This is a genomic window from Corynebacterium sp. ES2715-CONJ3, assembly GCF_024814365.1.
Classification (GTDB): Bacteria; Actinomycetota; Actinomycetes; order Mycobacteriales; family Mycobacteriaceae; genus Corynebacterium.
Map to the genome: position 1 here is coordinate 232919 of NZ_JANUXS010000003.1, position 15145 is coordinate 248063.

Annotated in this window: 11 protein-coding genes and 1 tRNA gene; 7 read left to right on the forward strand and 5 right to left on the reverse strand. The window is 51.6% G+C overall.

Features of this window, described 5'->3' with window-relative positions:
* Positions 1-118 precede the first annotated feature (118 nt).
* Complete coding sequence (locus tag NXT00_RS05130) at positions 119-2212, forward strand: DEAD/DEAH box helicase (protein ID WP_259078437.1); 2094 nt, start codon at positions 119-121, stop codon at positions 2210-2212.
* A gap of 130 nt (positions 2213-2342) precedes the next feature.
* Here the strand turns inward: NXT00_RS05130 and NXT00_RS05135 are convergent, their stop codons facing one another.
* From NXT00_RS05135 to putP, 3 genes are all read right to left on the reverse strand, one after another.
* Positions 2343-2834, reverse strand: coding sequence for a DUF2269 family protein (locus NXT00_RS05135; protein ID WP_259078031.1), 492 nt, complete (start codon positions 2832-2834; stop codon positions 2343-2345).
* 52 nt (positions 2835-2886) lie between these two features.
* Positions 2887-3567 carry an HNH endonuclease family protein gene (locus tag NXT00_RS05140; protein ID WP_259158321.1) on the reverse strand — a complete coding sequence of 227 codons (681 nt, stop codon included), beginning with the start codon at positions 3565-3567 and terminating at the stop codon, positions 2887-2889.
* A gap of 127 nt (positions 3568-3694) precedes the next feature.
* Positions 3695-5209, reverse strand: a complete 1515-nt coding sequence (putP, locus tag NXT00_RS05145) for a sodium/proline symporter PutP (RefSeq protein WP_259158324.1) — start codon at positions 5207-5209, stop codon at positions 3695-3697.
* A gap of 336 nt (positions 5210-5545) precedes the next feature.
* On the opposite strand from putP, the gene NXT00_RS05150 reads away from it, so the two are divergent.
* The 6 genes from NXT00_RS05150 (at position 5546) to NXT00_RS05175 (ending at position 14271) form a co-directional block, all read left to right on the forward strand.
* Complete coding sequence (locus NXT00_RS05150) at positions 5546-8704, forward strand: DEAD/DEAH box helicase (RefSeq protein WP_259158328.1); 3159 nt, start codon at positions 5546-5548, stop codon at positions 8702-8704.
* A 1-nt stretch (position 8705) separates the two neighbouring features.
* Positions 8706-9599: an SWIM zinc finger family protein gene (locus NXT00_RS05155; protein ID WP_259078023.1), complete on the forward strand. Its 894-nt coding sequence runs from the start codon at positions 8706-8708 to the stop codon at positions 9597-9599.
* A gap of 53 nt (positions 9600-9652) precedes the next feature.
* Positions 9653-10792 (forward strand): exonuclease SbcCD subunit D, encoded by a 1140-nt coding sequence (locus NXT00_RS05160; protein ID WP_259158329.1) that lies wholly within the window; start codon positions 9653-9655, stop codon positions 10790-10792.
* 14 nt (positions 10793-10806) lie between these two features.
* Positions 10807-13377: an AAA family ATPase gene (locus tag NXT00_RS05165; RefSeq protein WP_259158331.1), complete on the forward strand. Its 2571-nt coding sequence runs from the start codon at positions 10807-10809 to the stop codon at positions 13375-13377.
* Between the two features lie 90 nt (positions 13378-13467).
* Positions 13468-13950 (forward strand): MarR family winged helix-turn-helix transcriptional regulator, encoded by a 483-nt coding sequence (locus NXT00_RS05170; protein WP_259078019.1) that lies wholly within the window; start codon positions 13468-13470, stop codon positions 13948-13950.
* 90 nt (positions 13951-14040) lie between these two features.
* Positions 14041-14271, forward strand: coding sequence for a PspC domain-containing protein (locus NXT00_RS05175; protein WP_259158332.1), 231 nt, complete (start codon positions 14041-14043; stop codon positions 14269-14271).
* 53 nt (positions 14272-14324) lie between these two features.
* Here the strand turns inward: NXT00_RS05175 and NXT00_RS05180 are convergent.
* A tRNA-Arg gene (locus NXT00_RS05180) sits at positions 14325-14397 on the reverse strand.
* 110 nt (positions 14398-14507) lie between these two features.
* Positions 14508-15143 carry an LUD domain-containing protein gene (locus tag NXT00_RS05185; protein ID WP_259158335.1) on the reverse strand — a complete coding sequence of 212 codons (636 nt, stop codon included), beginning with the start codon at positions 15141-15143 and terminating at the stop codon, positions 14508-14510.
* Positions 15144-15145: the final 2 nt, after the last annotated feature.

A 15145-nucleotide genomic window follows, 5' to 3' on the forward strand; every position in this document is an offset into this window, starting at 1 on the left:
GCATGTATAAATAGCAGCATTAATTAATCAGGCGCTTGCCCTATCTTTTCGGTGGGTGGCATCCCTTGATTCGGCGATTAACCCCAAAGCCTCGTCATGCCGTATCGTAGATTGGGCAATGAGTATTACCGATGACGCTACCAGCGGCGCGATTGAGCTGGATGAGAATAATAATGTGTCGGAATCTCAGGAAAATACGCAGGCAACCACTGAGCCAGTTACCCTTGATGAGGTACTAGGTTCAGATGACGCCCGGGACGCGGACACTTCTGAGGACACCGGCTCTACTGTAGAAGTAGACAACGAAGTAGATGACCAGAGTGACTCAGAAGGTGAATCCAGTAATGAAAATACTGGACCTAATTTCGCCGAATTGGGTCTGCCCGAGTTCGTACTGAAGGCAGTATCAAAGGTCGGCTACGAATCTCCATCGCCTATCCAATCAGCGACAATTCCAGTCCTGCTCGAAGGCCATGATGTTCTAGGCCTAGCTCAGACTGGTACAGGTAAGACTGCAGCGTTCGCGTTGCCCATCTTATCCAAAATTGATCCTGATGTACGCCACCCCCAAGCGCTCGTTTTGGCACCGACGCGTGAATTGGCCTTGCAGGTAGCTGATGCGTTTCAGTCCTTCGCGGATCACTTAGGTAAAAGGATTTCCGTACTTCCGATCTACGGCGGCCAGTCCTATGGCATTCAGCTCTCGGGATTGCGCCGTGGCGCCCAAATTGTGGTTGGCACACCAGGTCGTGTGATCGACCACTTGCAGCGCGGATCTCTCGATATCTCAGCACTACGCTTCCTCGTCCTTGATGAGGCTGATGAGATGCTGAATATGGGCTTCCAGGAAGATGTTGAGCGCATCCTGGCCGATACCCCAGAGGTTAAGCAGGTTGCTCTCTTCTCCGCGACGATGCCTAATAGTATTCGCCGTATCTCTAGGGACTATATGAATGAGCCCCGCGAGATCCAGGTGAAGTCTGAAACCCGCACCGCCACTAATATTACTCAGCGATTCCTTAATGTGGCTCATCGCAATAAACTCGATGCGTTAACCCGTATCTTGGAAGTCACTGAGTTTGAAGCCATGATCATGTTCGTGCGTACCAAGCACGAAACTGAGGAGCTCGCTGAAAAGCTGCGTGCCCGTGGTTTCTCTGCAGCTGCTATTAACGGCGATATTGCCCAAGCCCAGCGTGAGCGCACCGTGGACCAGCTCAAGGACGGCCGTCTTGATATCCTCGTGGCCACCGATGTTGCGGCCCGCGGTTTGGACGTGGAGCGCATTTCTCACGTGCTGAACTTCGATATCCCCTCCGATACTGAGTCGTATGTGCACCGGATTGGTCGTACGGGCCGTGCCGGGCGTACGGGCGAAGCAATTCTCTTTGTCACCCCTCGTGAGCGCCGATTCCTCCGCAATATTGAGCGTGCTACTAATGCGCCTTTGCATGAGATGGATCTGCCGACCGCTGAAGAAGTTAATGATTCTCGCCGTGCCAAATTTGCCGATTCGATCACGGAGTCCTTGGAAGATCCTCAGGTTGCCGAGTTCCGCAGTTTGGTGAAAGCGTACTCGGAACAGCATGATGTTCCGTTGGAGGATGTGGCAGCCGCCCTAGCAACTCAAACTCGTGCGGGTACTGAGTTCTTGATGAAGGACGAGCCGTTCGAGCGTCGTCGTGATCGTGATGATCGCGGTGGTCGTGACCGTGGTGGGCGCTTCGGCGATGAGCGACGCGGAGGTCGTGACCGGGGCGATCGTGGTGGTTCCCGCTTCGAGCGCTCGGGCCAAGATATGGCTGTCTACCGCCTAGCAGTGGGTAAACGTCAGCATGTGCGCCCTGGTGCTATCGTCGGCGCGCTGGCCAATGAAGGTGGTCTCTCCAATAAAGATTTCGGCCGCATTACTATCGCCGCAGACCACACGTTAGTGGAGTTGCCGCGTGACTTGCCAAACTCTGTATTGGATAACTTGCGCGACACCCGTATCTCGGGGCAGTTGATTCAGATTGAGCGCGATCATTCCGGTGCCTCCATGGATCGTCGTGGCTCGGGTCGCGGAGATCGCGGAGGATTCCGTGGTGATCGTGGTGGTTTCCGTGGTGAGCGCGGAGGACAGCGCGGTGGCCGAGACCGTGGTGATCGCGGTGGCCGTGGTTTCCGCGGTGGACGTGATCGCGATGACCGTCGTGGCGGTTGGCGCGACTAATTCCATGATTGACCCCCTCCATTTGATGGTTCGCCGTTAATGGAGGGGGATTTTTTTATGTGAATATAGCTCCACTGAGAAAAAATGCCCTCTAGATTATTTAATCCAGAGGGCATTTCTCAACTAGGTTTTAAGCGAAGATGCTCGTGATAGAAGACCACATCATAAGAATGAAGACAATCACCCACAGCGCCGCGAAAATACCGCCAAACATTGACAGTTGGCTTTTCGCGCGATTCCAATCGGCAACAGAAAAAGTTTTCGTCGATTGTTCATCAGCTGGCAGGAGATTAAGGGCGCCTAGCATATTTTTCTGGCGCGGAATGATGAGGAAGAGAAGGAGAGCCCAAGCAATAACAGAGAGGGCAATGGATGCATGGTAACGGCCTTCACTCCAATAGTCGCCGGTAAACATCAGCGCAAAGCCGAGAAGCGGAACGAGAAGCGAGAGTATCGCATAGGTTTGAGTGGTCTTGTGAAGAACCTTAGCGGCTCCGGCGGCCTGCAGATCGCCGTCTTTGGCTTTGAATGCTTGGGTATGGAAGCTTGATACCGCCACGGTAATGGGACCAAGGAAGAGAACCGCTGTGAGGATATGGAGGAGTTCCAGAAGAGAATTCATGGTAGAGTCCTTTCACTTTCTTAGAATACTTAAAAAGATACGGAAGACTACCCTACTCGAACAGGCACTGTCGACGCATAATTGACACGTCCCTTTTTGTCAGGGCAAGGTCGTATTTCACCGCAATGCGTGCGAGACGCGTGACATACCAACAGCGTCGGTGGATATTGCTTGGAAGATATCGGGAGGGCAGAAGATCTGATTTTCTTTGATTCTCTTCTTGCGATACCGCCACTAGATTGTCTGGATCATTGGCGAAGGCGCGCCGTTGGGACGTCTCCCATCGAAAGGCCCCCATATCCCATGCCGCACGTAGCGGAAAGATATGATCCACCTCGATGGCACGACCTGAACCATCTGCTGCGGTAGAAAGCGTCGCTGTTGAATAGGGATCGGGGCCAGTAAGGGGCACGGTTGCAGGAGCCGTGGGACAAAAGCTACCGCTTTCACGGGGTATGTCTGAGGGAGACTCCAATAGTTGGCTATAGATGATCTCCTCGCGGATAGAACACGGGTGTCCGGGGATCGTAGCCCAACCTGATCCAAACTCCTCCCGAGAATAACCAAGTATATGGGTGCGGCGGGAGACCACCCGAATTGAATCGAAGTCAAAATGACTACGCTGCGGATTTGGGAAGTATTCCCCAAGCAACATCAGGGTCACAAGCGTGAGAATCAAGGGAATAACAGGGATGCGATACTCATCCAGAGTAGTACTGCGAAATGGACGCATACGACCTACGACTAAGCAGGGGGTCCATTTGGTTCCTCAAGATGCGCAAAACCCCTTCTCCTTGCCAAGAAAAAGCAACGAGGAGGGGTTTGGTGAAGTTTTAAACCGAAGTCTTAAACCCGGGAATTTAATCTCTAGCCCGAGCGGTTGCGGTCATAAACTGTTGAGTGACTGTGTCCTGTGGGGGAGCGGTGATCAGCGATACCACCACGGTGACGACAAAGGAGCTGATAACACCGGGCACCATCTCGTATAAGAATTCGCCAAGGCTCGTCGATCCCCAGATGAAAACCACGATGGCACCAGTTATCATCCCAGCTAGTGCGCCCTGGGTATTTAGCCGCTTCCAGTAGAGGCTCAAAAGCACCAGTGGTCCGAAGGCCGAGCCAAAGCCCGCCCACGCGAAGCCAACTAATCCCAAGATGGAATCAGATGGATTTACCGATAGAATGCCAGCAACTACAGCTACCGCAACCACCGCTGTGCGGGAAAGATTGATGAGTACCTGCTGACGTGGTTTCTTCTTTACCACAATAAGGTAAAGATCCTCTATGAGTGAGGTGGAGGAGACTAAAAGCTGGGAAGAAATAGTGGACATGATAGCTGCTAGTACCGCAGTCAAGATGAGACCAGCGATCAGGGGATGGAAAAGAATTCGTCCCATATCTAGGAAGATGGTTTCAAAGGCCTGGCGGTCCACAATCGAGATATTTGGGTTTTGACCGAAGAAGGCGGTACCGATAATCGCCACAAAGGTGGCGCCAGCAATGGTCAAAATCATCCAGCCAATACCAATAGCGCGGCCACGCTTGGCGTCGGATGGACTGCGTAGAGCCATAAATCGCACGATGATATGCGGCTGACCGAAGTAACCTAAGCCCCAAGCCATATTTCCGATAATCGCTGCGAAGGAAACTCCGGACACCATTGAGAAGTAGGTGGGATTACCCACCCCAGAGGTATACGGTCCGTAATCGTTATGGGCGGCCCATGTCCATATAGAGCTGGGGTCGTCGAGATAAAACAGCGCCATGACAGGAACGATGATAAGGGCACAGAACATGATCGTGCCCTGAACGGCATCCGTATAAGAGACCGCCAAAAAGCCCCCGACGAATGTGTATACCACTGTAATAAAGGCAACGATCAACATGCCGTCCAGATAGTTGCCGCCGAAGGTTGACTCGAAATAGCGTCCGCCTGCCACCATGCCGGAGGAAACATAAAAGGTAAAGAAGACCACAATAATGAGGGCGGAAACTACCCGGAGCAGGCGGGAGGAATCTGAGAGTCGATTTTCAAAGAAGGAGGGGATAGTGACCGAGTCGGAGGCGACCTCTGAGTAGGCGCGCAGTCTCGGGGCTACCCACTTCCAATTGGCCCATGCGCCAGCAATCAAGCCAACGGCAATCCACAATTCGCTGATACCGCTGACAAAGAGTGCACCAGGAAGGCCCATGAGAAGCCAGCCAGACATGTCGGAGGCACCGGCGGACATCGCCGCAACAAAAGGATTGAGGCCTCGTCCGGCGAGAACGTAATCGTCGTAGGCGTCAGTTTGGCGGTAGCTCCAGTAGCCAATGCCAAGCATTGAGCTCATATAGATAATGATGGCGAGGATATACCAGGTTTGATCTGACATAGGGCCGCCACCTCCTTTGATAGTTCAGTGACAAAAAGAAAAGAGATGAAAATATTTCTTCCCCTAACACTGTTCGAGCCTCTTGCTTGCGATTAGGGGTGGGAATTTTTCATCACGGGAAGGGATCTTACACGCCTAGTAGTTAATAGCAGGACTTTATCGAACAGAGCTGCACAATCAGGAGAGAGTGAAATATACCGAGCTGTGGGCATTCCTCGTGGTAGCGGGAGAGTGCAATCTATAGGGATTCGCAAGATGAAAGCGAGGGTATATTCTTATACAGATCGGCTTCTTTTTCTTCTGGCACTCGATTTTCCTTTGGGTGGAACGGTTTATATGACTTCTCACTTAATTCACGGACTCTGGCAGCGTAGTTCGGGCCTGCATCTGTGGATCGAACAAGTAGAGGGGCACCGTATTGTTACCCCTGATGATATTGCGCCGGGAGTTTTCCCCGACGAGATAGACGCCATGATCCGGGGAAAAAAATTCTGGCACCGGTTGAATATGACCCTGCTCACCCCCAAAGGGCGCCAAGTTCGTCTGGGAGTCCCCACAATGGCCTTGGCTCCAGAATATGCTGTTAAGCTCCTCGCCCGAGTTGCTGCCCTCAACGAGGTCACCACCACCGAATCCCAGCTCGCCACGATTGCTAGTGATCTGAAGTGGATGAGCCACCTGTATAAGGGGTTATATCACTGTGTGCGGGCGGGTCGGATCACCATCAAACTCAATTATTTTGAGCAGCAATGGTATCCCACGTGGCAGCTATCGACGGGCTTGGGAGAGCGCGGTTGGATCGCTCATATGACACACGCGTGCCCTGGTGTACTCGTGCGCAATAGTGGTTCGAGTGTGGCAGAAGATATGGCCGAGGAATTGCCACATTGGATTGCGCAGGCGATCCTCAAACCGCTGTATTTTAAACCCCGAGCCACACCATGGCACGATTTTCCGCGTGCCCTTTTAGCCTCCGAACCGCTTAGACGCGGAAGCGCTCAAGTTGTGAGCGCGTTGAATAAATGGAAAGAATCCATACAGGCTGTAGGTCTGGAGCTGATAATTCGAGTTGAGGAACCCCCGCGTTCAGACGAAGAGGAACAGAATTTATACGACAATGCTGATCATGCCGAGTGGCCTGTGAGAGTCAGCGTGAGATCCGGTATCGACCAACCTGTGCCTGTTATTCTCAGTCAATTTGACTCAACTACCCGTCAACAGTTGGAGGCTATGCGGCGAGAATTGTCCTTTGTCTCCCGCTATTTTTCAACCGAACAAACACCTCACGCGCATCCGACGACAACACGGTTAAATGACGGACAGGGCGGGGATTTTGATATCTACCTCAGCACTGTCGATCTTGTGGACTTTATAGCCACAGATATAAAAAGGTTGCGCGAAGCTGGATATACGATCTTTCTCCCCAAAGCGTGGAGCAATCAGGATACAAAGGCTACCGTCAAAGTGAGCGCCGCCAGTGAATCGACAGGAGATCGCAAGGTCGGTATGGATGCCATTGTGGACTTTTCCTGGCAGATCGCTATCGGCGACACCACCTTAGATGACAAGGAAATGAAGGAACTCATCGCCTCGCAGTCGGGACTGATAAAGCTGCGCGGCGAATGGGTCATGGCTGATTCCCAAGCCTTGAACAAAGTGCGCTCATATTTATCAAAGATGCACAGCTCGAAGCTGAGCTCCCTCGAAAAAGAGCGTGCCAGGCTCCACCAAGAGCTTCTATCAGATGTCGACCCCGATCTGATCTGTACCAAGAAAAAGGAAATCGCGGACTTAACAGCCCGCATCGCCAGGGAAGCCTCTAGCTCGGGACGTCTGAGCTTGCAGGACCTGCGCGAATTGTCTCTAGCTGATGAGTCTCAGTATGCACACGACCCGGTAGAATTCACCGGAAGCGATTGGTATCTGGCTCTGATGGGTAAGGGAAATCTCCCCGAGCTACCCGCACCACAACCCGTAAAAATCCCGACCACGGTGAGAGCCCAACTGCGCGATTACCAGCACCGCGGCGTTTCATGGCTGAAGTGGATGTCTAGCCAGCATCTCGGCGCTATCTTGGCTGATGATATGGGACTCGGAAAAACCCTCCAACTTCTCACTCTCCAAGCAATAGAAAAAGCCGAGTTTGAGACACAGATGCACGCCATGCGTGGGATCACCTCCAGGTCCCCGTACGGGCCGTCTTTGGTGGTCGCTCCCACATCGGTGGTAGGAAACTGGGCCAAGGAGGCGCAGAAATTTACCCCAGAGTTAAAGGTGCTAGTCCACCATGGGCCCAAGCGGATGAGTTCGAAAGATGAGCTTGATAAATTAGCTGGCTATGATCTCGTGATCACCTCCTACGGCACTGTGAGCCGAGATATCTCTTTGTTCTCCCAGGTGTACTGGCACCGGGTCACCCTCGATGAAGCACAGCATATAAAAAATTCTCAGACCCGAACCTCCAAAGCTGTGCGCGCACTCAGGAGTACGCACCGGCTGGCTTTGACGGGCACTCCAGTGGAGAATAGGTTGCTGGAACTGCGTGCCATCCTAGATTTTTGCAATCCAGGGATCCTAGGCAGCGTGTCATTTTTCAGAAATCATTTTGCCAAGCCCATTGAGGTAACCCAAGATGAAGTCGTGGCTGAGAAGCTTAAAACTCTCACGCAGCCTTTTATCTTACGAAGGTTGAAATCCGATCCGACAGTGGCCCACGATCTGCCCGCAAAGACCGAAAATATTGTGACAGTCGATATGACCGCTGAGCAGGCAGCTCTCTACCAGGCCTACGTCAATGAACTCAAAGAAGCTTTGAGCCATAGAGAGGGCATGAAGCGCCGTGGCCTCATCCTTAGTTCTTTGACGAAAATTAAGCAGATCTGTAATCACCCAGCTCATTTCTTGGCCGATAACTCGCCCGTTACCTTTAAAGGCAAGCACCGTTCTGGCAAAATCGAAGAGCTTATGAATATCGTCGATAATGCCCGTGCCAATGACGAGAAAATTCTTGTATTCACCCAGTACAAGGCCTTCGGAGATATCCTTGTACCATATCTGGAAAACTACTATGGCACTGACATACCCTTCTTGCACGGAAGTGTGAGTAAATCGGGCCGCGATCGGATGGTGGATGAATTTCAATCAACGAGCGGGGCGCCGGCAATGGTGCTCTCGCTGAAGGCGGGTGGCACGGGACTCAATCTCACCCAAGCTAATGTGGTGGTTCATATAGATCGCTGGTGGAATCCAGCAGTGGAAAATCAGGCCACCGACCGTGCCTATCGCATCGGTCAAGATAAAAATGTCATGGTATACAAACTCATTACTGCCGGCACCCTCGAGGAGAAAATACAAGAAATTATCGAAGGTAAATCAGCTCTCGCCCACACGATGATAAGTCGCGGTGAAGGGTGGCTGACCGAGTTAGACGACAGTGAGCTGGCAGAATTACTAGAGTATCGGACCATGTCCGATGGTTTGAGTAGGGAGGACTAGAATGGCAGATAATCAAGCACTACCTCCGAACAGGCATATTTCTCGCGACAATATTATCTACGCAAATTTTCATGCTGCAAAGCGCAGCTCAGCGGGCGAGGATGAACGACAATCGCCGGCGAAAATCCGACGTATCGAAGGGATGCGCTCGCACCGAAAGCACGAGCGCATCCCTTTAATAGCCAGGCGCATAGTGGAACTCGTAGAGAAAAAAACCGAACCTAAGAGGGGAGAGCGAGGCCGGTCCTACCAGCGCGCAGGTAAGGTTGCGAGCCTCGATTTTAAGGACGGGGTTATATACGGTTCAGTAGCGGGTACCCAAAATCTCCCATTCGATTGCGCCATAACTTTGCCCTACTTCGGTGAAGAGGCAAAAAGAAAACTTATTCAACTCCTACTGGAGAATCCCGTCGCACTCGAGCGGATGCGCGCCGGGGACTTTCCTCACGAGGTGGTAGATCTTTTAATTGGAGCCACTCCTTTTGACATCCGGTTTTCGTGTGATTGCCCGGACCTGAAGCCGCTATGTAAGCATCTCGTTGCGGTTGCATATGAAGCCCAGGAGAAAATAGAGCGCGAGTTTGAGGTCGCCTTAAAGATGCGGGGACTCTCGTTTGCCGCAATCGACGAGCTGCTAGTCTCTGCCGCACATATAGCTGCCCAAGAGAAGGCGAAAGATGCCACTATCGACCAAGAGGAATTTTGGCATGGAGGCCCTGTGCCACCTATCCCAGAGTTGGAAGTACATTCTGTTCTCGATGACTCGGATCTCACACTTTTGCATCAAGCGATGCGATTGGTCAGCTTCAGTACTTTGGACGAATTAAGAGCAGTAAGCGATATCGAAGACATTTTCGATTATCTAATCCGCGCAGACGATGATGTGTCTCAGTAATCTTCTAAAATTAAAATAACGACAAAATCAGCGAGCGAGGGGCCGAAAGAACAATGGCAGTTAAATTCTTGCATACCTCAGATTTTCAAATCGGTATGACCCGAGCTTTCCTCGAGGGTGATGCAGGCCCCCGCTTTGAAGCGGCACGCAAAGATGCCATAGTGCGCCTCGGTGAGATAGCTGCAGACAACGGGTGCGCGTTTATGGTGGTGGCAGGGGACGTTTTTGAGCATAATACTATTAATGCCAGGGTGCGAGAACGCGCTCTGCAGGCGCTAGCGAATATCCCTGTGCCAGTCTATCTACTACCTGGAAATCACGATCCTTTGAGTGCGGATAGCATATTCCACCGTGTGCAAGAATACGAGGGTTTAAATATCCTCGACGATGACTCGCTACGAGAGGTCCTCCCCGGCGTCGAGTTAGTGGGAGCCCCGCTGCGCTCGAAGCGAGCAGGCCAGGATCTAGTAGCTAAAGCGTTGAAGGATCTTTTACCCACTTCGGCTATTCGAATTGTGGTGGGACATGGACAGGCGCTTGCGCGCTCTAATGAAGTCAACCCAGATCTTATTGATCTGGCTGCCGTGGACAAGGCTCTCGAACAGGGGATCATTGATTATGTTGCGCTTGGTGATACCCATTCCACCCAGTCGGTGGGGTCCAGCGGAAAAGTTTGGTATTCAGGCGCACCCGAAGTGACGGATTTCAGAGAGGAACCCAGTGGGATGGGGGAATATAACTCTGGAAATGCTCTGATCGTCGAAATTGAAAAGAGTGGCCACACAAGTACCGTTAAACCTGTAGAAGTTTCGGTAGGCACGTGGCGCTTTATCGCACCCCATTTCGAACTGTATAGCAGAGTGGACGTCGAAGATTTTTTTGCCTACCTCGATGCCTTCCCAGATAAAGATCGAGTGGTTATCAAATATGCCCTCACCGGCTCTCTTGATATTAGTACTATGAGATTCTTCGAGAACGGACTTGCTCAGCGAACAGTACTTTTCGCAGCTCTATTTCCGCGGACGCGCCTGATGGACTTAGCTATTCAGCCCACAGCCGATGATGTGGACGATCTTAGTTTTGACGGTTTTGCCCGTGAAGCTTTCGAGGAACTCATAGAATCAACAGATCCTCATGCTCAGGAGGCACTGAAATTGCTCCTGCGCCTTGAAGCCGGACTGGACAGGACCTAAGAGGAGAATTCACGATGGACATCCAACGAATTGAGCTCAAGAATATTCGCGGTATCAATCACCTCATTCTCGATGATCTCCCTGCCACCGGCGTTATTATGATCTCTGGAGATAATGAGGCAGGAAAATCCACAATACTTGAAGCTATTCGCATCGCATTGGATATGAAAGCAACCTCAAAAAGCAAAAATGTGAAGGCTCTCAAGCCTCTCGATCGGGATGAAGCTCCAGAAATTTGGCTGCATTTTCGCCTCGGTGAGCACAAGATCGAACTATATAAGCAGTATCTGAAAGCGCCCAAAACTGAGCTGAAGGTCGATAACCGAAGCTATACAGCGGACGACGCCGAGGACCAACTAGAACAACTCAAGCAGCGATATATCGATCCTGGACTTTTTCGGGCACTTTATAATCAACAAGACCAAATGGACGACGATCTGGTCTTTGCTGATATTAAGCCATTAGAAGACACCTTACGCGCTGACCTGGACGAGGATGCCTCTCCCGATCATGGAAACGAATTGATTAAGAGAGCTTTCGAGGAGTATTCACGGTTTTACCAAAGAACCGGGCGAGAAACCACCGAGGTGAAAAATGCGCGTCAGGCGGTTCAAGAAGCTCAGCAAAACTTCGAAGCCAAGAAGAAAAAACTCTCAGATCTCAGCACCTATATCGCTGAGTATGACAAACAGCAGCGCCACGTCACCGAATCGGAGAAAGCGCTGCCCACGTACCATGATCACGTAAGCGAATTAGCAGAGCAGGTTGCAGAGATCGAATCCGCTGAGAATAAGCTACTGGGATTAAAAGAAGACTTCGAGCGCGCACAAGAAGCCTTAAAACACAGTATAAGAGAGTGCAAGAGGCGCCAAGAGTTGCAAGCCGCTTGCGCAGAGCTTGCTCAGGAACTGGCCCAACTGCGCAAAGATATTATTCCCATAGCGCAGGCCGCCGACAAAGAGCATGAGGAACTTGAGGCGCTGAGAACACGCAGAGGCGATCTTACTGACCAACTGAAGCAATTACGGGAAGAGATAAAAACTCTCAAGGAGCGTATTGAACGCACGGCCGCTGGGGAACTGGCTCGGGAGGCAACAGAAACCCTAGAAAAGATTCGTGAAGTCGAAGAAACTATTGCCCGTCTCGCACAAGTTCCCCACATCGAGAACAGTGTACTTAAGCAACTGGAGCAGGCGTGGGAGAATTTCAATGCCGCTTCTATCAAGGCCGAAGCCCAATCGACGGTTCTATCCCTATCAGCCCGTTCCGACACCGAGCTTCTAGTCGATGGACAGGATGTAGCAGTTGGTCGGGAGCGTAGAGACTACTTAATCACCAAACCCTTAACACTCGAGATTGGTGATATTACCGCAGAGATCACTCCAGGCGCCGGTTCGGTGCAACGCGAGCGAGACGATTCGGAGGCCAAATGGCAGGAGTTAAAAGACGCTGCCGGTGTCGAAACTATCGAACAGGCACGTGAGATATTCCATGCAGGGCAAGAAGCAACCCGTAGTATAGTCAGCTACCGCAGCACACTGAAGGAATTAACCAAGGAGCGCACCCACGCAGAGTTATCGCAGCTCATCGCTGCAGCACCTCAGGACGAGGATGAGGATAGCTCGGCCGATCTAAGCGCTGAGCTCCATCTTCTAGAGAAATCAAAAGAAGAAAAAGAAGAAGAGCGAGAGTGCCTTGACGCTCAGATCACCGATAGTGAGAACTCCCCGCAAGCTCAACTCCTGCAATCGCTCAGTGGAACTATTAGCGCCAAAGAAGCTGTTTTGCAGCGAGAGGAACTGTATCTAGAAAGCGCCGAAGCCGAAGTGAGTTCTTTGGTCTTAGATCAGCAACGAGAATCTGCGGAGACGATGGTGGAGAAAACCCGTCAGAAATGGGAAGCAGCCAAAAAGCAACTCGATCTCTTGGATATCGAGAATAAAAAAAGAGCACTGGAAGTTGCGCAAGCGAAAGTGACCAACACCAAAGAATCATTAAGACGAGCCGAGCAGGAAATCGCCCGCATGGCCGGCTATATCGAACAAGCCGATGGGGCCGGCACAGACTACGACCTAGCCTGCGATCATCTAAGTCAGGCGGAGCGTAAACTTGAGGCGATAGAGAGCCGGGCAGCAGCGGCAAAGCTCCTTTATCAGATACTACTTTCACACCAGAAATTGGCCCGAGAGCGCTATGCCCTCCCCTTTGCCCAAAAACTCAATTCCTTAGCACGGATTGTATGGGGGCCTGATGTGAATTTTGAGTTGAGCGAAAAGCTCCAAGTGCTCGCGCGTACCGGAATGGGTGGAGTTCGCGTAGAACAGGGCGAACTCTCAGGTGGGGCAAAAGAGCAGCTGAATATCCTATCGAGGCTTGCCGTTGCCTCCCTGGTGAGCGAGCAGTCAATCCCAGTATTTTTTGACGATGTACTCGGATCAACAGATGCCACGCGTCTGGACGCTATGGCGGCAGTGTTCAACCAGCTCGCTAAAACTCAGCAAATTTTCGTCCTAACCTGTGTTCCCTCGCGCTACCAGGGTGTTACCCAGTGCGATGAAAGACCTCTCGCTTTGCTCAAAAAATAGTAACAGGCTTTAAAAATTCCGCAAGGACAATTTTACAAGTAGAGACCGTGACGTTTCCCAAAAGAAAATTATGCGGTTATCATGGGCTTTATGAGTACTCCCCGCTGGTTGACCGACGAAGAGCAGGTATTTTGGCGCCTCCTACTAAGCACCGTGCGGAAGGTACAGAATACTAATGAGCAAGTACTGCACAATGAACACAAGCTCACCAGTAGCGAATTCGCCGTCCTCGTATGCCTATCGGAAGCTCCGGATGAGATGCTGCGTCTGCGCGATTTGTGCGCCAATCTGGAGTGGGATCGCTCCCGGACGTCGCACCAGGTCACTCGCATGGAGAAGCGCGGTCTCGTAGCTAAAAGTAAGTGTTCCGGTGATGCACGAGGCATCCATATCAGCCTCAGTGCCGAAGGAAAGAAGCGTCTGGTGGAAGCGGCCCCGACCCATGTAAATACGGTGCGATCATTGATTTTCGACACCATCACACCCGAATTGATGGCAGCGGTAGAAATATATCTCCAGAATATTCAAGATCAAGATCTCTCTGCTCCTGATATCGATTCACCAGCAGTGTGAATTCAGGGTTTATTCAGGGGGATCCCTGATACCTACAGTTGTTGTGAAAAGGCATAATAGAAGGATCACATCACAATTAAGGAGACTTCGATGGAATTTTATTCGACGCCCTATGGCGACCCTTCTGTCCCGTGGTACCAACGGCAGGTCCACCGTTCGCGGACTCAGGGAATCGCTGGGGGAGTGTTGGCGGGTATCGGGGAAACCTACGGTGTCAATATCACGTTGCTGCGGTTGATATTCTTGCTCTCCATGATGCTGCCTGGCCCGCAACTGCTCCTTTATTTCCTGGCGTGGTTTCTTATGACGCCACAGGGCTAAGATAGCGAATAGGTCCCTCTCCACTTCATCTGGAGAGGGACCTATTTATATAGTGCCCCCGACAGGAGTCGAACCTGCGACCTTTGGTACCGGAAACCAGCGCTCTATCCACTGAGCTACGGGGGCCAAGAAGTTCTCATTCTATAAAGAACAACGCGACTTACTTTAGCACCTTAGAGGTCAAACTAAAAAAGAGCGGCGAGGCCGGGTATCTTCGCCGCTCCCACTAGGAATTTTTAGCCATCCACTAAAACACAGATGAGAGTACGCGGGCCGTGCACACCTTCAACACGGCTGAGCTCGATATCCGAGGTGGCTGAAGGCCCAGAGATCATGGTGATCGGTCGAGTGCGACCCAACCGGGCGATCATTTCCGGAATTCCGTAAACTACCGAATCCATATGCACAATCACAACGTGGCAGTCGGGCACTAAAGTGAGGGCACGACGACCACAGCGGTCATTGGACTCCAGACAAATGGTTCCAGTTTGAGCCGACGAAACATGAGAATCAGTCACGATAGCGTCAACCTCATTGAGGGTGCGCGGATCCACAGAGTTGTCGTCGGGAGATGCGTGACCATTAAATGAGTCGAAGAGACCACTATCGAGACCAGGAGCATAGCGAACAGTATGCGCTTCGCGAGCATTAAGGATTTCGGAAATCTTATTCCCTAGTCCCTCAGCGGTGCTTTCTTCCACGATAGCCTTGTAGTCCAGGAGGCGATCGATAAGAATGTCCTTGAGTTCTTCCCGTGAATACTTCTCGGTCTCGTTCTCGTTGTATTCGCGGACAATCTCAACCTCGTCGGGCATATTGGAGAGCTTGTGCGCATTCCGAATACGGGTGAGCATCTCAGTCTTGGCATCCATTA

Coding starts and splice junctions, on each gene's coding strand:
- NXT00_RS05150 (WP_259158328.1), top strand. CDS start 5,546: ATGACTTCTCACTTAATTCACGGACTCTGGCAGCGTAGTTCGGGCCTG.
- putP (WP_259158324.1), bottom strand. CDS start 5,209: ATGTCAGATCAAACCTGGTATATCCTCGCCATCATTATCTATATGAGC.
- NXT00_RS05140 (WP_259158321.1), bottom strand. CDS start 3,567: ATGCGTCCATTTCGCAGTACTACTCTGGATGAGTATCGCATCCCTGTT.
- NXT00_RS05135 (WP_259078031.1), bottom strand. CDS start 2,834: ATGAATTCTCTTCTGGAACTCCTCCATATCCTCACAGCGGTTCTCTTC.
- NXT00_RS05155 (WP_259078023.1), top strand. CDS start 8,706: ATGGCAGATAATCAAGCACTACCTCCGAACAGGCATATTTCTCGCGAC.
- NXT00_RS05130 (WP_259078437.1), top strand. CDS start 119: ATGAGTATTACCGATGACGCTACCAGCGGCGCGATTGAGCTGGATGAG.
- NXT00_RS05185 (WP_259158335.1), bottom strand. CDS start 15,143: ATGGATGCCAAGACTGAGATGCTCACCCGTATTCGGAATGCGCACAAG.
- NXT00_RS05165 (WP_259158331.1), top strand. CDS start 10,807: ATGGACATCCAACGAATTGAGCTCAAGAATATTCGCGGTATCAATCAC.
- NXT00_RS05160 (WP_259158329.1), top strand. CDS start 9,653: ATGGCAGTTAAATTCTTGCATACCTCAGATTTTCAAATCGGTATGACC.
- NXT00_RS05170 (WP_259078019.1), top strand. CDS start 13,468: ATGAGTACTCCCCGCTGGTTGACCGACGAAGAGCAGGTATTTTGGCGC.
- NXT00_RS05175 (WP_259158332.1), top strand. CDS start 14,041: ATGGAATTTTATTCGACGCCCTATGGCGACCCTTCTGTCCCGTGGTAC.